Annotated in this window: 21 protein-coding genes; 11 read left to right on the forward strand and 10 right to left on the reverse strand. The window is 67.6% G+C overall.

Annotation, left to right across the window (positions count from 1 at the left end; all coding sequences use genetic code 11):
* The first annotated feature begins 14 nt into the window (after positions 1-14).
* Positions 15-887 (forward strand): SCO6745 family protein, encoded by an 873-nt coding sequence (locus DEU38_RS18415; protein ID WP_114722839.1) that lies wholly within the window; start codon positions 15-17, stop codon positions 885-887.
* A 200-nt stretch (positions 888-1,087) separates the two neighbouring features.
* Positions 1,088-1,540: a universal stress protein gene (locus tag DEU38_RS18420; protein ID WP_114722840.1), complete on the forward strand. Its 453-nt coding sequence runs from the start codon at positions 1,088-1,090 to the stop codon at positions 1,538-1,540.
* A 10-nt stretch (positions 1,541-1,550) separates the two neighbouring features.
* Here the strand turns inward: DEU38_RS18420 and DEU38_RS28115 are convergent, their stop codons facing one another.
* Both DEU38_RS28115 and DEU38_RS18435 read right to left on the reverse strand, forming a co-directional pair.
* Positions 1,551-1,979, reverse strand: a complete 429-nt coding sequence (locus DEU38_RS28115) for a DUF732 domain-containing protein (protein ID WP_147283541.1) — start codon at positions 1,977-1,979, stop codon at positions 1,551-1,553.
* 119 nt (positions 1,980-2,098) lie between these two features.
* Entirely contained in the window at positions 2,099-4,324 is a 2,226-nt protein-coding gene (locus DEU38_RS18435) for an ATP-binding domain-containing protein (RefSeq protein ID WP_114722884.1), read from the reverse strand.
* Between the two features lie 232 nt (positions 4,325-4,556).
* Between DEU38_RS18435 and DEU38_RS18440 the strand changes: the two genes are divergently transcribed.
* The gene (locus DEU38_RS18440; protein WP_114722843.1) at positions 4,557-6,008 is read left to right on the forward strand and encodes an NAD-dependent succinate-semialdehyde dehydrogenase; all 1,452 of its coding nucleotides are present in this window, start codon (positions 4,557-4,559) and stop codon (positions 6,006-6,008) included.
* Entirely contained in the window at positions 6,005-6,163 is a 159-nt protein-coding gene (locus tag DEU38_RS28555) for a hypothetical protein (protein WP_181818837.1), read from the forward strand. The genes DEU38_RS18440 and DEU38_RS28555 overlap by 4 nt, the downstream gene beginning before the upstream one ends.
* Before the next feature lie 25 nt (positions 6,164-6,188).
* Here DEU38_RS28555 and DEU38_RS18445 read toward each other — a convergent pair whose 3' ends face one another.
* The 3 genes from DEU38_RS18445 to otsB form a co-directional block, all read right to left on the reverse strand.
* A complete protein-coding gene (locus DEU38_RS18445) occupies positions 6,189-6,467 on the reverse strand; it encodes a Rho termination factor N-terminal domain-containing protein (protein ID WP_114722844.1) in 279 nt (92 codons plus the stop codon).
* A gap of 48 nt (positions 6,468-6,515) precedes the next feature.
* On the reverse strand, positions 6,516-7,355 hold the full coding sequence (locus DEU38_RS18450) for a DoxX family protein (RefSeq protein ID WP_114722845.1): 840 nt from the start codon (positions 7,353-7,355) through the stop codon (positions 6,516-6,518).
* 133 nt (positions 7,356-7,488) lie between these two features.
* Positions 7,489-11,184, reverse strand: coding sequence for a trehalose-phosphatase (gene otsB / locus DEU38_RS18455; RefSeq protein ID WP_114722846.1), 3,696 nt, complete (start codon positions 11,182-11,184; stop codon positions 7,489-7,491).
* Between the two features lie 258 nt (positions 11,185-11,442).
* On the opposite strand from otsB, the gene DEU38_RS18460 reads away from it, so the two are divergent.
* Positions 11,443-12,315: an alpha/beta fold hydrolase gene (locus DEU38_RS18460; RefSeq protein WP_114722847.1), complete on the forward strand. Its 873-nt coding sequence runs from the start codon at positions 11,443-11,445 to the stop codon at positions 12,313-12,315.
* A 26-nt stretch (positions 12,316-12,341) separates the two neighbouring features.
* Here the strand turns inward: DEU38_RS18460 and DEU38_RS18465 are convergent, their stop codons facing one another.
* Positions 12,342-13,034, reverse strand: a complete 693-nt coding sequence (locus DEU38_RS18465; protein ID WP_114722848.1) for an MBL fold metallo-hydrolase — start codon at positions 13,032-13,034, stop codon at positions 12,342-12,344.
* 157 nt (positions 13,035-13,191) lie between these two features.
* Here DEU38_RS18465 and uvrA point away from each other — a divergent pair, with 157 nt between their 5' ends.
* A complete protein-coding gene (uvrA, locus tag DEU38_RS18470; RefSeq protein ID WP_114722885.1) occupies positions 13,192-16,149 on the forward strand; it encodes an excinuclease ABC subunit UvrA in 2,958 nt (985 codons plus the stop codon).
* Between the two features lie 104 nt (positions 16,150-16,253).
* Here the strand turns inward: uvrA and DEU38_RS28560 are convergent, their stop codons facing one another.
* From DEU38_RS28560 to DEU38_RS18480, 4 genes are all read right to left on the reverse strand, one after another.
* Positions 16,254-16,394: a hypothetical protein gene (locus tag DEU38_RS28560; RefSeq protein ID WP_181818838.1), complete on the reverse strand. Its 141-nt coding sequence runs from the start codon at positions 16,392-16,394 to the stop codon at positions 16,254-16,256.
* Positions 16,395-16,520: 126 nt separating this feature from the next.
* Positions 16,521-16,649 (reverse strand): hypothetical protein, encoded by a 129-nt coding sequence (locus DEU38_RS29300; protein ID WP_258557993.1) that lies wholly within the window; start codon positions 16,647-16,649, stop codon positions 16,521-16,523.
* A 238-nt stretch (positions 16,650-16,887) separates the two neighbouring features.
* On the reverse strand, positions 16,888-17,310 hold the full coding sequence (locus DEU38_RS18475; RefSeq protein WP_114722849.1) for a DUF1801 domain-containing protein: 423 nt from the start codon (positions 17,308-17,310) through the stop codon (positions 16,888-16,890).
* A 68-nt stretch (positions 17,311-17,378) separates the two neighbouring features.
* Positions 17,379-17,756: a DUF1844 domain-containing protein gene (locus DEU38_RS18480; protein ID WP_114722886.1), complete on the reverse strand. Its 378-nt coding sequence runs from the start codon at positions 17,754-17,756 to the stop codon at positions 17,379-17,381.
* Between the two features lie 365 nt (positions 17,757-18,121).
* Between DEU38_RS18480 and infC the strand changes: the two genes are divergently transcribed.
* From infC to pheS, 5 genes are all read left to right on the forward strand, one after another.
* Positions 18,122-18,772, forward strand: coding sequence for a translation initiation factor IF-3 (infC, locus tag DEU38_RS18485; protein WP_174914743.1), 651 nt, complete (start codon positions 18,122-18,124; stop codon positions 18,770-18,772).
* Positions 18,773-18,826: 54 nt separating this feature from the next.
* A complete protein-coding gene (gene rpmI, locus DEU38_RS18490) occupies positions 18,827-19,021 on the forward strand; it encodes a 50S ribosomal protein L35 (RefSeq protein WP_114722851.1) in 195 nt (64 codons plus the stop codon).
* Between the two features lie 62 nt (positions 19,022-19,083).
* Entirely contained in the window at positions 19,084-19,473 is a 390-nt protein-coding gene (gene rplT / locus DEU38_RS18495) for a 50S ribosomal protein L20 (protein WP_114722852.1), read from the forward strand.
* 23 nt (positions 19,474-19,496) lie between these two features.
* A complete protein-coding gene (locus tag DEU38_RS18500) occupies positions 19,497-20,297 on the forward strand; it encodes an RNA methyltransferase (protein WP_114722853.1) in 801 nt (266 codons plus the stop codon).
* Between the two features lie 104 nt (positions 20,298-20,401).
* Positions 20,402-21,472, forward strand: coding sequence for a phenylalanine--tRNA ligase subunit alpha (pheS, locus tag DEU38_RS18505; protein ID WP_114722854.1), 1,071 nt, complete (start codon positions 20,402-20,404; stop codon positions 21,470-21,472).
* Positions 21,473-21,487: the final 15 nt, after the last annotated feature.

The raw sequence follows: 21,487 nt of genomic DNA on the forward strand, positions 1-21,487 counted from the left end.
TAACGTTCTCGGTCATGGACGCACATGCCGCCGGACGCACCGCCCGCTCACTCGAACTGCTGCACTCGCTCGCCTACTTCGCCCCCGAGGTGGAGCAGGAACTCGTCGGAGTCGGGCTCGAATCCGGCCGAATGACCTACTTCGCGGGCCGCGCGGCACCGATGGGGGCGGTGGGTGCCGGAGTCGTGGCCGCGACCTTCTACAACTTCAACCCCGAACTCATCGGTGACGCCGTCCCCCGGGCCTGGACTCTCGCCGCCCCGGAGGAGATTACCGACGCGCGGTACCGCGGCGTCGATGCCGCCTACCGGAGGATCTTCGGAGAAGCGGTCACCGCATCCCCGGAGATGTCGGAGGCGGCCCAGCTGGCGGCCATTGCGGCGCAGGGGATCCCGGGCGTCGACGGGCGGCCCCTGTACGCGGGCTACGCGGCCCTCGAATGGCCCGACACGCCCCACCTCGTCCTGTGGCACGCACTGACGTTGCTACGCGAGTACCGTGGCGACGGCCACGTGGCGGCACTGCAGACCGCCGGACTCGGGGGCCTCGACGCGCTGATCACGCACACCGCCGCCGGCATCGGATTCCAGAAGAAGTTCGCCCAGAACCGGCGCGGATGGTCGCAAGGCCAGTGGGACGCCGCCGCGTCGAGCCTGCGCGATCGCGAACTGCTCGACGAGCGTGGCGGATTGACGGAAGACGGGCGAGAACTACGTGAGGTGGTCGAGGACCTCACCGACGAACTGGCCTCGGCGCCGTGGACCCACCTGGGCGAGGACGGCGCGGCACGGCTGGCCGAGCTCGCGGCGCCGTGGCGACGAACCGTCCGAGAGTCCGGGCTCTTCCCGGACACCCTGTTCGGTCCGCGCTACGGCGAGCCGCGCTGACCGGATGGCGCGTGCTCGACGGCGCCCGTGGTGAAATGAGTTCCAGGGGTGGATCGTCCACCGGGGGATGAAGCATGTTGTGCCGCAATTCCACCTGGTTCTGCGTCGATACGGCTAGTGTCAGCGCAGCGAACGGTGATCTCGGTCGAACAGGGCACTGCAGCCACCGTCCTCGATCAACTGCACACATGGAGGAATGAATGACCGCCTACCGGACCGTCGTCGTCGGAACCGATGGATCGGATTCGTCGTTTCGTGCTGTCGACAAGGCTGCGGCTCTCGCGGGCGCTGCCGATGCGGAGTTGGTGATCGCGTGCGCGTACTACCCGGCTGATCCGAAGGACACGGAGGCGGCGCAGGACACGTTGCGTGAGGACGCCTACCAGGTGACTGGATCGGCGCCCACCTACGAGATTCTGCGAACCGCGCGCGAGCGGGCCGTCGCGGCCGGCGCGAAGAAGATCGTCGAACGCGCGGTCGTCGGTGCGCCGGTCGATTCGTTGCTCGCGCTCGTCGACGAGGTCGAGGCAGACCTGCTCGTGGTCGGCAACCGCGGACTCAACACCATCACCGGTCGCCTGCTCGGATCGGTGCCGTCCGACGCCGCACGCAAGTCGACGTCGGACGTCCTGATCGTGCACACCGTGCGCTGATCGGCCGCGTTCAGCAGAAGTCGGTGCGAGCGGCGCTCAGCAGCAGTTGCGCGGCGCTCTCGCCGGTCAGCGCACCGCCGGAGAGGCTGGCGGCATAGTCGCTCACCGGGCGGAGCTGTTCGAGGACCACCGCGTCGGGTGTGCCGGCGGCCAGCTGCCGGCACACCCCCTCGCCGACGGCGAACAGCGTCGGATCCGGGACCACCGGCGGAAACCCGCCGGCGAGGACCGCTCGCGCATAGCGGGCCGTGCGGGCGTCGGAAGCGGTCGTCGCGGGTTCCGACGCCGGTGTGGTCGTGACCGTTTCCGTTGCCGCCGCTGCGCTGTCGGAGGCCGCCGGCGCCCCACACGCGGTGACCGAGGATACGATCCCGACGGCTCCGATCACACCTGCCGTCACCGAGCGCAGACCGCGTCGGAGCGAGGTCGGAGTGGACACGATTCTTCCCGTCTACTGGGCCGTCTGATGGGATCCGCCGTTGCATCGACGGCGCCGAGCGGCTCGGCGCCCTAGGCACCGTACCGCTTCGGTTCTGTCGGGGAGAGCCGGTTCGACGATCAGCTTCCGGAGATGACGATCGACGCGTCGAGGGGGCCCAGGACGGCCGGCAGAGGCCGTGCGTGCACGATGCCGAGTCGTTGCGTCGCACGCGTCAGTGCGACGTAGAGGTCGTTCAGTCCGCGCGGCGATTCGTCCAGCAGATCCTCGGGCTCGACGATGAGGACCGCGTCGAACTCGAGCCCCTTCGCGTCCTTGACCGTGAGGACGCTGACCGAATCCGACCGCAGGTCGGCGAGCTCCTCGACCAAGCGGTGTCCGGCGAGGACCGCCGTCAGTCCGGGTCCGGTCTCCTCGGCGACACGGCGTCGCACCGCATCGACGAGATCGGATTCGTCAACCTGTTCGGCCCACGGGGCGAACCCCGATTCGCGCACCGACCGCGGCACGGTCTGGCTCGGGTCGATCTCCTCGAGTACCCGGTGGGCCAGTTCCATGATCTCGGCGGGCGTGCGGTAGTTGACGGTGAGTTCGGTCAGTTTCCAGCGCTGCGCCACATAGGGGCCCAGGACGTCCTGCCACGACGAGCTGCCCGCCGGATCGCCGGTCTGTGCGGTGTCTCCGACGAGTGTCATCCACCGATTCGGGATGCGCCGCATGAGCATTCGCCACGCCATCTCCGACAATTCCTGCGCCTCGTCGATGATGACGTGTCCGTACGTCCAGGTCCGGTCGCCGGCGGCGCGCTCGGCCGTGGTCTGGTGATGGCCGCGATCCTGGCGTTCCGCGAGCTGGCTGGCGTCGATGAGGTCGTAGGCCATGAGGATCTCGGGGTCCAGATCATCCTCGAGGTCCTGCGGCGCGGAGCCGGTGAGGATGTCCAGCGCACCCTGTGCATCGGCGATCTGCGCCCGCCAGCGTCGCTGCGCGCGTTCGCGTTCCGCGGCGTCGTCGACACCGAGCAGTTCGGCCAGCTCGTCGAGAAGCGGAGCGTCTGCGTCGCTGAACCCGATGCCCTCGGTGCGGAGGAGGACCGCCCGCTCGTCGTCGGTGAGCTCGGGTGCCGCCGACGCCAACCGCTCGGGGGAGCGGAGCAGGTCCGTCAGCACCTGTTGCGGCGTCAGGTCGGGCCACAGTCCGTCGAGCGCCGACATGATCGACGGGTCCTCACGCATCTCGTCCCGCATGTCGGCGATGTCGTCGCGACTGAGCAGGTTGCCGCCGTCGACGATGTTGGCGCCGAGGGTGGCCGCGAGCTGATCGGCGAGTGCCTCGATGGCCGCGGACACGAAGATCGGACGCGCCAGGTTGTGCGGGCGCCTCGACGACCGGGCCCGTCCGCGGGCGCGGGTGACGATCTTGCGGTCCAGCGTGATCGGGTAGGTGTCGAAGCGCAGTTCGATCGGCGCCGTCGGAACCTCCTGGCGGTCGCGGACCGCCTTCTTCAGCACGTCGATCATCGCGAGCGAGCCCTTGAGCGTGCCCGCATCGAGCGAATCCTCTCGGGTGGCCCGGACGCCGGGGTACAGGTCGCCGATCGTCGAGAGCAGTACGCCGGTTTCGCCGAGCGACGGCAGCACCTGGCTGATGTAGTCGAGGAACGTGGCGTTGGGACCGATGATGAGGACACCGGCCTTCTCGAGTTGCTGCCGATAGGTGTAGAGCAGGTACGCGGCCCGGTGCAGCGCCACCGCGGTCTTGCCGGTTCCCGGACCACCCTGAACCACGAGCACACTCTTGTGGGTCGACCGGATGATGGCGTCCTGCTCGCTCTGGATGGTCTCGACGATGTCGTGCATCTGGCCGGTCCGCGCGGCGTTGAGCGCGGACAACAGCGCGCTCTCGCCGGCGACACCACCGGCCCCCGCGCCGTCACCGTTCGCCTCGGCAGCGGCGAGGTCGAGGTACTCGTCGTTGATGGAGGTGACGGTCCGGCTGCGGCTGCGGATGTGCCGTCGCCGCGTCACCCCCTCGGGCGCCGCCGGAGTGGCGAGATAGAAGGGACGCGCGAGGGGAGCACGCCAGTCGAGCAGCAGGGTCTCGTAGTCGTCGGCCTCGTCGAGGATGCCGACGCGACCCACATACCGCGGCTCGTCGTCGACGTCGATGCGACCGAAACACAGACCGTTCTCGGCGGCGTCGTAGCGGGCGATGTCCTCGGTGTACATCTGGGTGAACGATTCGCGTTCGCTGCGAGCCTGCGGTGTCCCGCCGGTCTCGAGGAGAACCCGGCCGAGGCGGTTCGACGCGTATTCGCGGAGACCGTCGAGACGTTCGTAGAGCATCGTCACGTACCCCTGCTCGTGTTCGAGTTCGGGGTGCACACGGGCCTCGTCCGACAAGAGGTCTCCTAGGTTCGGGAACGGCAGAAAAGCGCCCAAGCAGTCTAGTGCGCCCGCTCGTCCGCCGCAGAATCCCAGGTGAGATCGGGCCGGTGTCGCGCCCGTCTGTGCTCGAGGCTTAGCGGACCGCGTTCGGGGGTACTGCTGTCGTAGCTGTCGAACAGAAGGAGAGGCCATGACCTCGACGAGCACGCAGCACACCGGCACATCCGGGCCCGGTGCAGGGCCGTTCCACACCGTCGACCCGTACACCGGCCGGACGATTGCCGAGTACCCGTATCTGGCCGGTGAACAGGTGGACGCGGTCGTCGACCGGGCGGCCGACGCCTTCGACGGGTGGCGCGCGCTGCCGGTCGAACGACGAGCGCAGGTCCTGACCCGTGCCGCCGAGCTGATGCGCGAACGAAAGGACGAACTGGCCGGACTCGTCACCCGGGAGATGGGCAAACTGATCGAAGAAAGCCGTGCCGAGGTGGACATCGCGGCGGACATCGTCGACTACTACGCGCAGCGTGGTCCGGGCTTCCTCCGGTCGCGCAGCATCGACGTCGCGGACGGCACGGCGGAGGTGGTGAACGAGCCGATCGGGGTGCTCCTCGGAATCGAGCCCTGGAACTTTCCGCTCTACCAGGTCGCGCGGTTCGCGGCCCCCAATCTGCTCCTCGGCAACGTGGTGCTGCTCAAGCACGCCAGTTCGTGCGCGCAGACCGCTCACGAACTCGAGCGGTTGTTCTCCGACGCCGGTGCACCCGAGGGCGTCTACACCAACCTCTACCTGAACGTCTCGGACGTGGAACGTGTGATCGCGCACCCGGCGGTGCAGGGTGCTTCGCTCACTGGCAGCGAGGCTGCGGGGGCGTCGCTGGGGGAGATCGCCGGACGGCACCTCAAGAAGTGTGTCCTCGAACTCGGTGGCAGCGACCCGTTCGTCGTCCTCGACGCCGACGACCTCGGCGGCACCTTGGACGCCGCGGCGGCCGCCCGGATCCTCAACGCCGGTCAGAGCTGTGTCTCGGCGAAGCGGTTCATCGTCCCGGACGCGATCTGCGACGATTTCGTGGCCGGACTGGCCCGGCGTTTCGATGACCTCGTGGTCGGGGATCCGTCGGACCCGGGGACCACGCTGGCGCCGCTGTCGTCGGAGGACGCGGCACAGACACTGCTCGAGCAGATCGACGACGCCCTGGACAAGGGGGCCACCGTCGCGGCGGGTGGCGGCCGCCCCGAGAACCGTGGACCGGACGGACAGGGAGCCTTCGTCGAGGCGACGGTGCTCACAGATGTGACGCGCGGAATGCGTGCCTTCGAGGAGGAGTTGTTCGGTCCGGTCGCAGTGGTCTATCGCGTGGCCGACGAGGACGAGGCCGTCGAACTCGCCAACTCGACCCGATACGGGCTCGGTGGCGCCGTCTTCGGATCGGATCCTGATCGCGCCCGCGCGGTCGCGGACCGGATCGGCAGCGGCATGGTGTGGATCAACCGCCCCACTTCGACCGAACCGGAACTGCCGTTCGGCGGCGTCAAGAGTTCCGGATTCGGGCGGGAGTTGGGCGACCTCGGATTGTTCGAGTTCGCAAATCGGAAGCTGATCCGCACGGCGCCGGCGGAGAACGGCCCGCGCGGGTGACCGGCTCGGATCGGGAGGCCGTCGAACCCGCGGATGTGGCGCGGCTGGGCGAGCTCGCGCCGGGCGGTGAGACGGCGCCGCCGGCGTCGGCGCTCGTCCGTGTCACGTTGGACAAGGACCTGCGCGACGACCTTCTCGCCGCCCATCCGACGTGAGTTCGCTTCCCGCTACTTGCGGGCGTCAGTGGTTGCGGAGCTCGGAGATCAGTTCGGGCTTGTTCATCGACGAGTATCCGGTGATCCCGAGTTCCTTGGCACGCTCCCGCAACTCGTCGACGGTGCGGTCCTCGTAGTTCTCGGCCTTGCCACCTTTGTGGCCCACCGAGGACCTGCCCTCGTTCGCGGCGGCGTTGGAGATCCGCGCTGCCTTCTCCTTGGATTCGCCTTCGTCCCTGAGCTTTTCGTACAGCTCCTGGTCCTTCAGATGCGGGTCCGAATCGTTCGCGCGATTCGTGGGCATAGTCATCACCTCGCTTGACGGTGTGAGTTTCCGAGCCGGTGTGCTGGGTCAGTCCTGGAGTTCGGCGGCCTTCGCCCGCGCGGTGGCAAGTGCCCGCTCGGCCTGCTTCCGTGCCCGCCGGCTCAGAACCTCACCCTGCTCGCTGGCCGTCGCGGCCCACTCGGTGCCGCGCTCGCGGGCAAGCTGGGCGAGCTCGGTGCCGCGCTCCTTGGCCAACTCGGCGAGCACGGGCCCCCGTTCACGGGCGACCTCGGTGAGTTCGGTGCCACGCTCCTTGGCGAGGTGTGCAAGCACCGCGCCGCGCTGACGGGCGGCGTCGAGCAGTTCACCGCTGCGTTCGCCGGCCTGTTCTGCCGCGGTCCGGGCTCGGTCCGACACGACGGCCAGGGCGTGGTCGTCGCCGTTGGTCGAGACGGCGTCAGCGACCTTGGCCTGCGCCTTTCGGGCCGCCCGACGTCCGCGCCACCCGAGCGACGGTTTGCCCTCGGTGTCGACGGCCGCGATCAGGAGCCCACCGAGCATCGTCATGTTCTTGAAGAACTGCATGCGTTGCATCGCGCGCTGCTGCGGATCGTCGACGTTCCAGAAGTCGTGTCCGGCGAGCGTCGTCGGGACCAGTGTTCCGGCGAGGACGAGCGACGACGCCCGTGGCGCCTTGCCGAGCGCCAGCATCGCGCCGGCACCGATCTGGACCGCGGCGTTGATCTTCACGAGGGTTTCGGGGTCGGACGGGACCCGCTGGGTCACCGCGGCCGGCAACGTCTCGACACTCTTCTCCAGAAACGGGCCGGCGGCCTGCGCTTTCGGTGCCGGGCTTCGCAGGGAATCGATTCCACCGGCGATGAACACGGTGGACAGCAACGGGCGGGCAATTCGGCGAACGATCATGGACGGCCTCCCAACCTAGGTTCGACTTCCACCGTAGCCAGACTGCTCCCATCCGGCATGGAAAGTCGGCGGGCCGCCGGGCGGGTTCGGTTGTCGCCGAGCACCTGTTTACCGGGTTCTCCAGCGTGCGGGCTCAACTCAATGTGACAGTGGATCCTGGATGAAGTTCCGCCACCCGGCCGCGGCACTCGATCTCGATCGCAGGCTGGGTGCCGGCCCCAGCGCTGACCTGCACCCGTCGCCCACTGATTTGCACCAGCAGACGGTGCCCGCGGTAGAAGACGGGAAACTCCAGTGTGCCGAGGGATTCGGGCCAGAGCGGGGAGAACACGAGTCGATCACCGCGGGTCTCCAGCCCGGAGAAGCAGCGTTGGACCAGATCGACGCTGCCGGCCATCGCGGCGAGGTGGATACCCTCCGACGTAGTACCACCCTGGATGTCCGCGATATCCGATTTGAGTACTCGGTCGAAGAACTCCATTGCCTGGCTCCGATTCGCTCGAGCCAACACCCACGAGTGGACGACGCTGCTCAGCGTCGAGCCGTGCGTCGTGCGCGTCAGGTAGTAGTCGATGGTCCGGGGGATGTTCTCGCCGGGAAACTCGTATCCGAGTCCTTCGAGCAGCTCGCGTAGCTCGTCGGCGGACAGCAGGTAGAACAGCATGAGGACGTCGGCCTGCTTGGAAGCGCGATAGCAGTTGACGTCGTCGCCCTCCGCCTCGAGGATGCGGTCGAGGCGCTGGATGTCAGGGTAGCGCCGGCGGTAGCGTTCCCAATCCAGTTCGGCCAGCTGGCCGTACCCCTCGAACTGGCTGATGACTCCGTCGTGGAAGGGGACGAACATTCTGCGACTGATCTCCTTCCAACGGGCGATCTCCTGTGTGTGCAGTCCAAGGGCTTGCATCAGATCCGACCGGATCTGCAACGGGAGCAACTCGAGTGCCTCGATAGCTCGCAGAAGTACCCAGACCGACATGACGTTGGTGTACGCGTTGTTGTCCACACCGTCGAAGGGCGCCCCCGGGTAGCCGGAGTGGAACTCGTCGGGGCCGATGACGCCGCGGATCGTGTACCGGCCGCGTGCCCCGTCGTACGATGCGAGCCCTGCGTAGAAGCGGGCGATCTCCATCAGCATCTCGGCGCCGAAAGCGATGAGGAACTCCAGGTCGCCGGTGACTTGGTAGTACTGCCACACGTTGTAGGCAATGGCGATTCCGACGTGGTGCTGGCGTCGGCTCGGGTCTGGGATCCAGCGACCGGAGATCGGGTTGAGGTGTAGCTGCTGACTCTCCTCACGGCCGTCGCTGCCCGACTGCCACGGGAACATGGCGCCTGTTCGGCCTGCCTCGATCGCCGCCCTCCTTGCCTCCCTCAGACGCCGGTGGCGGTAGCGGAGCAGCGACCGGGTCAAAGTCGGTAGGCGCAGGTTGAGCACCGGAAAAACGAAAAGTTCATCCCAGAAGATGTGACCCCGGTACGCCTCTCCATGGAGCCCGCGCGCAGGCACGCCGGCGTCCAGGTCTGCAGTGTTGGGGGAGACTGTCTGCAGCATCTGGAGAAGGTGAAGCCGGACGATCCGCAGAGCGTGACCGTGGCCCTCGAGCTCGATACCCACGCTGTCCCACAGGTGCGCCCAGGCCATGACGTGGCCGTCGAGCACTGCGTCGAATCGGGGGAGACGGTCGAGCCAGCGGATGGCGGCGTCCCCCGGTTCGGACGTCGCATGATCGTGGCCGGTGAAGACCGTCACCATCTTCTCCAGCGTCACCGGCTCACCCGATGCGGTTTCGACGGCGATGTCGTGCCCGATTCGACCGTCGACGTCGAGGCGGCGCGACACGGACTCGACGCGCTCGTGATCGCGCCACACCGTGCTCCTGGCCGCCATCGCCACCGGTATCCGCGATTTATTGGTCTGCACCACCAACAGCACCGTGTCGTCCGAGACGGCGGTGGCGTGCATCGGTGTCAGGTGCTTGCCGTCGAGACGCCGATAGCGCTCGACGAGAGTGTTCTGGACTGCTCCGTCCAGAGCCGATCGGAATTCGATTCGGCCGGACCAGTTCTCGGGCACGATCGTCGTCTCGAGCGCACACGCGTGCGGGAAGTGCATGGCGACGAATCGCCGCTGGACGACGGACGTGACCCGGCCGGCCTCGTCCCGGAATCGGAACCTCCGGGTCAGAACCGCACGGCGCAGATCGAGGTACTGGCGAAACTCGAGCAGGTCGGACGTGTCGATGTCGAACCACTGCCCATCCTCGATCCGGAACGTCACGGGGAGCCAGTTCGGCAGGTTCACCATGCTCTCGTTCTCGATCAGGTTTCCCCCGATGTCGTCCCGCAGACGGTTGAAGACTCCCGCAGCGTAGGTGCCCGGATAGTGCACGACGCCGGCGGCGGTTTCGGGTGCACACCCTCGGGTCGCGAAGTATCCGTTGCCGACGGCGCACATGACCTCGCGCAGCTTCTCGGTGGATGGGTCGTAACCCTCGAAGAACACCGTCCACGGGTCTCCTGGTGGCGGCGTCGTCGATGGATCGCTGCCCAGCAGGTCCGCCAGTCGTTGCAGTAGTTCGCGTACCTCCTCCGGGCTGTCCACCGAGAACTGCGCCGCCGACCGCCGATCCCCGTGCTCGCCGTGGCGGACCACGATCCCGACCCCGGTATCGGCTACGGCGTCGAATGCGTCTTCGTCGGTGAGGTCGTCGCCGACGAACACCGGTAGCAGCTCCGTTGCGCCCTCGATGTGCTCGAGCACCCAGAGGAGGGCCTGCCCCTTGTCCCAGTCGACATCGGGCTGGAGCTCGGTCACCATGCGTCCGTTCGAGATTCGGAGGCGGCTTTCGCTGGCCGCGACCTCGTGTACCGCGGCGACGACCTCTTCTACCCGGTCGGACTCGACGTTTCGGTGGTGCACCGCCACACCGAAACGTTTGTGTTCCACAAGAATTCCGGGAACGGCACCGATGCGTTTCCGCAGAGCTTCGGCGACCCGCTCGAGGTCGGCGACAGCTGCCGAGGCCGCCTCGTTCCGGTAGTACTGTCCATCTGGTCCGGTGAGCTCGAACCCGTGGCTGCCCGCGTACCAGATTCCCGGCACACCGACCCGCGCCTGGATGTCGGACAGGTCGCGGCCGCTGATCACTGCAAGCGGGCAATAGCGTGCCAACCTGGTGAGTTCCGTCGTCATCCCCGCGACCGGGACAGCCGCCGCGGGATCATTCACGATGGGTGCCAGGGTGCCGTCGAAGTCGAGAAACACTGCTGGGCGCCGGGTCCGCAGGATGGCGGACGCCTGGTGCCGTGAGGTCAGAGCATTGGGGATCTCCGACATACGGCGGTCGTGGGTGCGGATGCCGATCTGGTCCGTCTCTGCCACCACCACATTCGCGCCGGCACGGTGCAACTCTGCAGAGCGGCTGTCGGGAGCCACTCCAATCACCAGTGCGAATCCAGCGCTGCGTGCGGCGCTGGCACTCGCCGCGGAGCCGACGATCACCGCGGCGCGGGCGGGAGGGCTGCCGAGTCGGCGGGCTGCCGCGGCCGGCGCGGGCGGCGTGGCCCCGCCGGTGGTCGCGGTGTCGGTCCCGACCGAGACCAGGTCGCCGAGCCCGCCGGAATCCAGGACCTGCGCCCAGCGGGGCCCGGACGAAACCACCGCAGTGCCGACTCCGATGGCTTGTAGCCCTCGGACAAGGGCAACGGTGGATTCGAGCGCTGTGGTCTGGTCCGTGCCGACAGCGGACTCACGCCGTGGCGGTGTGACGCCGTCGAAATCGACGATCACCGCGTCGATACGACGCGGGTCGATCTCGAAGCGCGTCATCGCCGACTGGGCTCTCGTGACGTGTCCATGGCCGTCTGCTCCCCGATCGCCGGCGCCCACTGTCGAGGGCGTCTCGTCGATGAACCAAACCTACGCCGTTCGCATCCGCCCGACGGTGTTCTTGCCGAACTTCGGATCGACCGGCAGCCGGTCCCCGAGCACCCGGGGCCCGACCGGTTTCGTGGCGGCCCTGGTCGTCGCGTCCGATCCGCTTGTAGGTTGGGATGCGTCGGCTGACCCAGCTACGGAAGGGCGACAATGCCGCACTACGAGTTCGAGTCCGTAGTTTTCCACAAGGACGTTCTCGCATACGTCGACCTCGGCGAGGGCCCGCCTGTGATCCTCGTACATGGACTGCTCGGCTCGCACAAGTCGTGGGGTCCGCAGATCGACATGCTCGCCGAGAAGTACCGTGTCGTTGCGCCTGACCTGTTCGGGCATGGCGACTCGGACAAGCCGCGCGGTGACTACTCGCTCAGCTCTCACGCCGCGACAGTGCGTGATCTCATGGAATACCTGAAGATCGCATCGGCGCCACTGGTGGGCCACTCGCTCGGCGGTGGAATCGTCATGCAGATGGCGTACCTCTTTCCCGAGCGGGTAGAGCGATTGTGCCTGGTGAGCAGCGGTGGACTCGGCCCCGAGGTGAGCACGTATCTCAAGGCGGCGACATTGCCGGGCAGTGAGTTGGTACTGCCGATTCTCGCGTCCGGCTGGGTGCGCCGAAACACCGAGTCCGCGCTCCGGCACTTGGGTCGCCTGGGTCTGCCCGTGCAGCCGAGCCCCAGTGCCGTCGAGACATGGCGCTCGCTGGGCACCGTTGCCGACAAGGCCACCCGGGAAGCGTTTCTGGCGTCCGTCCGTGCGGTCGTGGGTCCGCGCGGCCAAACCGTCAGCGCGAAGCAGCACTTTCCGCGGTTCGAAACTCTGCCTGCCATGCTCGTCTGGGGCGGCAAGGACACGATGATTCCAGCGCACCACACGGAGAATGTTCGACAGGAAGTGCCGAACAGCCGGATCGAGATCTTCCCCGACGCCGGTCACTTCCCGCATCTGGACGAGCCCGACCGGTTCTTCCGGGTCCTGGACGAGTTTCTGCGTGCGGGCACGCAAGACGGTACAGAGGGCTGACCGGCGCAGCGCCCACCTGCTCCTGGCTACCAGCCGCGTTCGCGCCACTCGTCGAGATGCGGGCGCTCGGCGCCGAGGGTGGAGTCCTTGCCGTGGCCGGGGTAGAAGACGGTGTCGTCGGGGAAACGGGCGAACAGCTTGGTCTCGACGTCGTCCATCAGCGACGTGAACCGCTCGGCGTCCGGGGTCTTGCCGACGCCGCCCGGGAACAGCGAGTCTCCGGTGAACAGGTGGACGCGGCCGCCGTCGTTCTTCTCGGTCAGGGCGAGCGTGATCCCACCCGGCGTGTGCCCGGCCAGATGGATCACCTCGAGCGTGAGATCGCCCACCGTCACGAGGTCGCCGTCGTTCAGCGCACGCGAGGGGGTGACGGAGAGGATCTCCGAGTCCAGCGGGTGCGCCGCGGTGGGAACACCAGTGCTGCCGGCGACCTCGGCGAGCGCGAACCAGTGGTCGTGGTGCTGGTGGGTCGTGACGATCAGCTCGAGCTGGGGCGCCTGCTGCGCGATGAGCGCGGCGATCCGCTCGGCGTCGTTCGCCGCGTCGATGAGCAGCGACTTTCCGGTCTCGGAACACGTGACGAGGTACGTGTTGTTGTCCATCGGGCCCACCGACATCTTGACGATCGTCGCGCCGGGCACGGTACGACGCTGGGCGCCCGAGGCCGCGGACAGGTCGCCGGTGTAGTCGTCGTCGATGATGATGCGCTGCTGCTCCATGATCGGGAGGCTACCGTCGAATCGGGGCGTTGCGGATCGCCGCCGCCGATCACCGGGAAATCTGCTGGTCGGGGAGTTTGTCGGTGCCCACGCCTACCATGGGCTGCGCCCGGACGAGTGTGTCCGCGCCAAGGTCGAAACCGAGAAGGGACTACGTGTGGCGGATCGCCTGATCGTGCAAGGTGCGCGTGAGCACAATCTGCGAGGGATCAATCTCGATCTGCCCCGGGACAGCCTCATCGTCTTCACGGGTCTGTCGGGCTCCGGCAAGTCCAGCCTCGCGTTCGACACGATCTTCGCCGAGGGGCAGCGACGCTACGTCGAATCGCTGTCCGCGTACGCGCGTCAGTTCCTCGGCCAGATGGACAAGCCCGACGTCGACTTCATCGAGGGCCTGTCGCCCGCGGTGTCGATCGATCAGAAGTCGACCAACCGCAACCCGCGGTCGACCGTCGGCACCATCACGGAGGTGTACGACTACCTGCGCCTGCTGTATGCGCGCGCGGGTTCCGCGCACTGCCCGGTCTGTGGCGAGCAGATTGCGCGGCAGACGCCGCAGCAGATCGTCGACCAAGTCCTCGAGATGGAGGAGGGTACCCGCTTCCAGGTGCTCGCACCGGTGGTCCGTACCCGTAAGGGCGAGTTCGTCGACCTGTTCGAGCAGCTCAACTCGCAGGGCTACTCGCGGGTGCGGGTCGATGGTGTGGTTCATCCCCTGACCGATCCTCCGAAGCTGAAGAAGCAGGAGAAGCACGACATCGAGGTGGTCGTCGACCGCCTGACCGTCAAGGCGAGCTCCAAGCAGCGGCTCACCGACTCGGTCGAGACGGCGCTGCGCCTGGCCGAGGGCATCGTCGTGCTCGACTTCGTCGATCGCGACGAGAATGCGTCCGATCGCGAACGGCGGTTCTCGGAGAAGCTCGCGTGCCCCAACGGCCACCCGCTGGCGATCGACGACCTCGAGCCGCGCTCGTTCTCCTTCAACTCGCCGTACGGCGCTTGCCCGGAGTGCACGGGACTCGGGATCCGCAAGGAGGTCGACCCCGACCTGGTGGTCCCGGATCCCGAGCTCTCGCTCGAGGACGGCGCCATCGCGCCGTGGTCGATGGGGCAGAGTGCCGAGTACTTCGGGCGCCTGCTGTCCGGGCTCGGCGACATCATGGGCTTCGACATGACCACGCCGTGGAACAAACTCCCGGCCAAGGCGCGCAAGGCGATCCTCGAGGGGAGCACCGAGCAGGTCCACGTCAAGTACAAGAACCGCTACGGCCGCACCCGCTCGTACTACGCCGAGTTCGAGGGCGTCATGCCGTTCCTGCACCGTCGGCTCGAACAGACCGAGTCGGAGCAGATGAAGGAGCGCTACGACGGCTACATGCGCGACATCCCGTGTCCCGCGTGCAACGGCGCCCGCCTGCGGCCGGAGATCCTCTCCGTCACGATCGCGTCAGCGACGTACGGCAAGAAGTCGATCGCGCAGGTCTGCGAGCTGTCGATCGCGGACTGCGCCGCCTTCCTGAACAGCCTCACCCTCGGTTCCCGCGAGGAGGCCATCGCCGGTCAGGTCCTCAAGGAGGTCCAGGCGCGGCTCGGATTCCTGCTCGACGTCGGACTCGAGTACCTGTCGCTGGCCCGCGCGGCCGGGACGTTGTCGGGCGGCGAGGCCCAGCGCATCCGGTTGGCGACGCAGATCGGTTCCGGCCTCGTCGGTGTCCTGTACGTGCTCGACGAGCCGTCCATCGGTCTGCACCAGCGCGACAACCGGCGACTCATCGAAACCCTGACGCGTCTCCGCGACCTCGGAAACACGCTCATCGTCGTCGAGCACGACGAGGACACCATCCGCACGTCCGACTGGGTCGTCGACATCGGACCGCTCGCGGGTGAGCACGGCGGCCGGGTGGTGCACAGCGGTACCTACAAGGAACTACTGACCAACCAGGAATCGCTCACCGGTGCGTACCTCTCCGGTCGCAGCACCATCGACGTGCCGGCCGTGCGTCGGGTCGTCGACCGTAAGCGTCAGGTCACCGTGGTCGGCGCTCGCGAGAACAATCTCAAGGGCATCGATGTGAGCTTCCCGCTGGGCGTGCTCACCTCGGTCACCGGCGTCTCTGGTTCGGGGAAGTCGACACTGGTCAACGACATTCTCGCGACCGTGATGGCCAACAAGCTCAACGGTGCCCGTCAGGTGCCCGGCCGGCACACCCGGATCAACGGGCTCGATCAGCTCGACAAGCTGGTGCAGGTCGACCAGTCGCCGATCGGTCGCACGCCGCGGTCCAACGCAGCCACGTACACCGGCGTGTTCGACAAGATCCGGACCCTGTTCGCCGCCACCACCGAGGCGAAGGTGCGTGGCTACCAGCCGGGCCGGTTCTCGTTCAACGTCAAGGGCGGTCGCTGCGAGGCGTGCTCGGGCGACGGCACCCTCAAGATCGAAATGAACTTCCTGCCCGACGTCTACGTTCCGTGCGAGGTGTGTCACGGCGCTCGGTACAACCGCGAGACGCTCGAGGTGCACTACAAGGGCAAGACCATCGCCGAGGTCCTCGACATGCCGATCGAGGAGGCCGCCGAATTCTTCGAACCGGTGACGTCCATCCACCGGTACCTGAAGACGCTCGTCGAGGTCGGCCTCGGCTATGTCCGGCTGGGGCAGCCCGCGCCCACCCTCTCCGGTGGCGAGGCGCAGCGGGTCAAGCTCGCCGCCGAACTGCAGAAGCGGTCGACGGGCCGCACGGTGTACGTGCTGGACGAACCGACCACCGGCCTGCACTTCGAGGACATTCGAAAGCTGCTCAAGGTCGTGGGTGGGCTCGTGGACAAGGGCAACACGGTGATCGTGATCGAGCACAACCTCGACGTGATCAAGACCTCCGACTGGATCGTCGACATGGGACCCGAAGGTGGTTCCGGTGGCGGGACGGTGGTCGCGGAGGGAACTCCGGAAGCTGTTGCGGCAGTACCGGAGAGTTACACCGGTCGGTTCCTGAAGGAAGTTCTGGAAACGCCGTCCGCGGCCGGCAACGGGGCGGCGGCGCCCAAGGCGGCCGCCCGCAAGGCTGGAGCGGCGCCCCGGAAGCGGGTGAAGAAGGCCGCCGCCGTCGGATAGAACGGCGCGACTCCGTCGCCGAGGAACCGTGGCGCGGTCTCGAGACACGAACGGCGGTGGGGACCGAGGTCCCCACCGCCGTCAAGCTGTCAGCCGACGCTCAATCAAGCGGGCTGCTGCTGGCCCGATCCGCCGGCCAGGGAGTCCAGCAGTGCAGCGATGTCGAACTGCCCGCCGCTGAGTGCACCGAGCAGGCCGCCGTATTTGCCCGACCATCTCCGCTGGAAGGAGGGTAAATCGGACATATGTCCAGATTTTGCGGTCGGGCCGGAATGGTCGACGCCGGCGCGGGAGCCTGTGGGGATCGTCCGGCGGCGAAACCGGAAACGGCGGCGGGGTCCGAGCTACCCCGCCGCCGTGGAGTCGGGACCCTACTGGCCGCCGCCCTGCTGCTGTTCCGCGGATCCGCTGAGCAGGCCGCTCAGAAGAGCGGCGATGTCGATGTCTCCGTTGGTGATGGCGTTCATCAGGCCGCCGAGGATGGTGGAGATGGATCCCATGGGTAGCTCCTTCGGTTCTGCCCTCGAGGCTCGAGGGCCCGGTGGGGGAGGTGCGTGATCATGATCATGATCTTGATCACACGAGGTGGACGCTACCAATGTGACGGGCGTTACGGGTGTGATGTCCGCTGACCGATTCTTCGCGTTGCACCGAATCGGTTCGGCGGCCCGCTGGAATTGAGCGTTTGACCAGTTCGCGCGGGCCGCACGTATGAAAGCGCCGCCCGGCGACGGGCTTTCAGTTCTCGTCGAGTTCGCGACCTGCAGTCACCGAACCTGCGATCAGGTTGACCAGGGTCGCTTTGTCGACTCGATCGAGGCGGGTCACGTACAGGCAGCCCTTGCCCAGCTTGTGAGGACCCAGGCCTGCCAGAGCGGCGGCCTCGGCGTCGAAGTCGAGGGTCAGGTACAGAGTCAGCGCAGAGGCGCGGGGGGAGAAGCCGATCAGGGGCGTCCGGCCCGACCGGCCGCTCGCATACCGGTAGGACCGCGTGCCGAAGCCCACGATGCTCGTGCCCCACATCGTCGCCGGCGCCCCGGTCGCCGACTCCATCAGAGACCGCAGCTCGAGTGCGTCGGCCCGCCGGGTCGGATCCGCGACCTTGTCGAGGAACTCTGCGACGCTCGCGTCGGTTGCCTGGGTCTTGTTCGTTGCGGCCATGTGTGCAGGTTAGGGCGCGTGCCGTGTCGGCGACCGGGTGTCGGTGCCGGCCGGGGGCCGGCGGGTGCTCAGTAGACCGGTCCGGTGTACTTCTCGCCCGGGCCCTTGCCGGGCTCGTCGGGGTGCGCCGACGCCTCGCGGAAGGCGCGCTGGAGGGCCTGCAGGCCCTCGCGGATCGGGCCGGCGTGCGGGCCGAGGTACTCGACCGAGGCGGTGACCAGTCCGGCGAGTGCGGTGATCACGCGGCGTGCTTCGTCGAGGTCGAGGTGGGGGCTGTTGTCCGGGTCGGCGTCCGACAGGCCGAGCTTCTCGGCGGCCGAGCTCATCAGCATCACGGCGGCGCGGCTGATCACCTCGATCGCGGGAACCTCGGCGAGTTCGCGAACGTCGTCGAGATCGTCCTCGGCGTGCTGGACGGAATCGGCCGGATCGGGGTTCTGCGTCATGGTGAAGAGGATTCCATCCGCGTGCGGGGGCCGCCGCGACAGGGTGACGCGGGCGGGCGCGATTCGATCGGCGTCTCGATGGGTGCTACGCTGTTCGTCACGACCGCCCTCGGCCTTGGCCAGGGCAGCAAAGTGGAGTCCGACTCCCACCTCTGCGCGGCGCCGTCAGGTGCAGTTCAGTGGTCCGGTCGCCGCACGGATCAGTGCTGATCGTTCAGATCGGTTCCCGAGCGGCTCCTTCGATCTCACGAAGGGACGGCAGGCCCGAAATCTCGGGGCTGGTGTGTGACCGGTCGACATCGGGCCCCGCACGGCGACTCTGTCGCTGACGCGGGGCTTTCTTGTTGGGGTAGAGGGCGCACGGGCTGCGGCGCGGTCACCGGACTGCACCGCTCAACCTAGGAGGCCCCATCAGCACTGAGACCCGCATCAACGATCGCATCCGCGTTCCCGAGGTTCGCCTCATCGGACCCGGCGGTGAACAGGTTGGGATCGTGCGTGTTGAAGATGCGCTCCGCGTCGCCCTCGAGGCAGACCTCGACCTCGTCGAGGTGGCTCCCGATGCCCGTCCGCCGGTCTGCAAGATCATGGACTACGGCAAGTTCAAGTACGAGACGGCGCAGAAGGCGCGCGAATCGCGCAAGAACCAGCAGCAGACCGTCATCAAGGAGCAGAAGCTCCGCCCGAAGATCGACGATCACGATTACGAGACCAAGAAGCGGAACGTCATTCGCTTCCTCGAGGCCGGATCCAAGGTCAAGGTCACGATCATGTTCCGTGGTCGCGAGCAGTCTCGACCCGAGCTCGGGTTCCGTCTGCTGCAGCGTCTCGGCGCCGACGTCGCCGACCTCGGTTTCGTGGAGACCTCCGCGAAGCAGGACGGTCGAAACATGACGATGGTGCTGGCCCCGCACAAGGGTGCGAAGACGCGCGCGAAGGCACAGGAAGGCGCCCAGGCCGTTCCGCCGAAGCCGGCGACCGGTGACGGTGGCGCTGCTCCCGCGCCGAGCAGCTAGCCAGACCACTTCACGCAAGACCGAAGTACAGAGAACACAAGAACTGAGGACTCCATGCCCAAGTCGAAGACCCATAGCGGCACCGCGAAGCGATTCAAGGTGTCCGGTAGCGGAAAGATCCTGCGCCAGAAGGCCGGACGTCGCCACCTGCTCGAGCACAAGAGCTCCCGCGTGACCCGTCGCCTCGATGGCAAGGCCGTCGTCGCCGACAGCGATGCTCCTCGCATCAAGCGCCTGCTCGGCATCTGAGCTCTTCCCCTACTGACCACACGGGGCAGCACCAGCGCCCCGAAGATTGACAGGATTTTGCAGTGGCACGCGTAAAGAGGGCAGTCAACGCCCAGAAGAAGCGTCGTTCGATTCTCGAGGCCTCGAGCGGCTACCGCGGACAGCGTTCGCGCCTGTACCGCAAGGCCAAGGAGCAGCAGCTCCACTCGATGACCTACGCCTACCGTGACCGTCGCGCGCGCAAGGGCGACTTCCGGAAGCTGTGGATCGCGCGTATCAACGCTGCGGCTCGCGCCAACGACATCACCTACAACCGCTTCATCCAGGGCCTGAAGGCTGCGGGTGTCGAGGTCGACCGCAAGATCCTCGCCGAGCTCGCCGTCTCCGACGCCGAGGCGTTCACCGGCCTGGTCGCGGTCGCGAAGGCTGCTCTGCCGGCAGACGTCAACGCTCCGGCCGGAGAAGCGGCCTGAGTCAGCAGTTCCGGGATCGACCCGTGGATCCGTTCACCGAACGGACTCCACGGGTCGTTTCTGCTGTCAAGCTCCTGCGCGGCGCAGAGCGCAGGAAGGCGGGCCGGTTCCTCGCCGAGGGTGAGAACGCGGTCACCGAGGCGCTCGCGTCCGTGCCGGTGCACGAGCTCTTCTACACCGAGAACGCGGCCGCGCGATACCCCGATCTGATCGAGAAGGCGCGCGTCGCGGGCGTCCGCAGCTCGCTCGTCACCGATCGTGCGATCCGTGCCCTGAGCGACACCGTCACCCCGCCGGGTGTCGTCGCGGTCTGCGATCTGCTGGACGTGCCGCTGGACGCCGCGCTGGCCTCCACGACACGCCTGCTGGCGGTGCCGGTGGCGATCGGTGAACCCGGCAACGCGGGCACCGTCATCCGGGTGGCCGACGCGGTGGGCGCCGACGCGGCGATCCTCGCCGGCGACAGCGTCGACCCGCACAACGGCAAGTGTGTGCGCTCCTCCGCCGGGAGTCTGTTCCACCTGCCGATCGTGCGCGAGCGGAACACCGACGTGGTGCTGGACACGCTGTCGGGCGCCGGCATCCAGATCCTCGCGACCGCCGCCGACGGTGAGGTCGACCTCGACGAGGCCGACGACCTGCTGGCCCGTCCCACGGCCTGGTTGTTCGGCAACGAGGCGCACGGACTCGATCCCGCGGTCGCGGCGCGGGCCGATCACCGTGTGCGGATCCCCATTCGCGGGCGCGCCGAGAGCCTCAACCTCGCGACGGCCGCCTCCATCTGCCTGTACGCCAGCGCGCGCGTCCAGCATCGGGACTCGTGACCGGTCTTCGAACTCGTTCGAATCGTCCTGGGGCAATCGCCTAGGATTCGAGTGTTGTGCTCGCGCGCGCTATATCCATCGATAGACAAGGAGTTGCACCGGTCGTGGCCAAGAATGAGGGCGTAGCCCCGCCGACTGTCGATGCGAACGCGCTCACCGAGGAGGCGCTCGCCGCCGCGGCGCTCGCGGCAGAGGAGGCCTTCGCGGCCGCCGCGGACCTCGATGCGCTCGCCAAGGCGAAGATCGAACACCTCGGTGACAAGGCGCCGATCGCGCTCGCGAAGCGTGGTCTGGGCGCGCTGCCCGGCAACGAGCGGGCGGACGCCGGCAAGCGCGTCAACGTCGCGCGTACCCGGGTCACCACGGCCTTCGATGCGCGCCGTGAGGTGTTGCTCGCCGAGCGCGATGCCGCCGTGCTGGTCGCGGAGGCCATCGACGTCACCCTGCCGTCGGATCGTCGTCCGGCGGGTGCGCGGCACCCGATTACCATCATCTCGGACCAGATCGCCGACGTGTTCGTCGCGATGGGCTGGGAGGTCGCCGAGGGTCCCGAGGTCGAGACCGAGCACTTCAACTTCGACGCGCTGAACTTCCTGCCCGATCATCCGGCGCGCACGATGCAGGACACTTTCCACATCGCTCCGCCGAACTCGCGCCAGGTGCTCCGTACGCACACCTCGCCGGTGCAGGTGCGCACGATGCTCCAGCGCGACGTGCCGATCTACGTCGTCTGCCCGGGCCGCACGTTCCGCACCGACGAACTCGACGCCACCCACACCCCGGTGTTCTCGCAGGTCGAGGGTCTCGCCGTGGACAAGGGCCTGACGATGGCGAACCTGCGCGGCACGCTGGACGCGTTCGCCCGCGCGCTGTTCGGCCCGGAGACTCGGACGCGTATGCGCCCCAACTACTTCCCGTTCACCGAGCCCTCCGCGGAGGTCGACGTGTGGTTCCCGAACAAGAAGGGCGGCGCCGGCTGGGTCGAGTGGGGCGGCTGCGGCATGGTGAACCCGAACGTGCTGCGCGCGTGCGGGATCGACCCTGACGAGTACTCCGGTTTCGCGTTCGGTATGGGTCTCGAGCGGACCCTGCAGTTCCGCAACGGCATCCCGGACATGCGGGACATCGTCGAGGGCGACGTGCGATTCACGCTGCCCTTCGGTGTGCAGGCATGAGGCGTGGGGCCTGCG

Source organism: Rhodococcus sp. AG1013 (assembly GCF_003350365.1).
Classification (GTDB): Bacteria; Actinomycetota; Actinomycetes; order Mycobacteriales; family Mycobacteriaceae; genus Prescottella.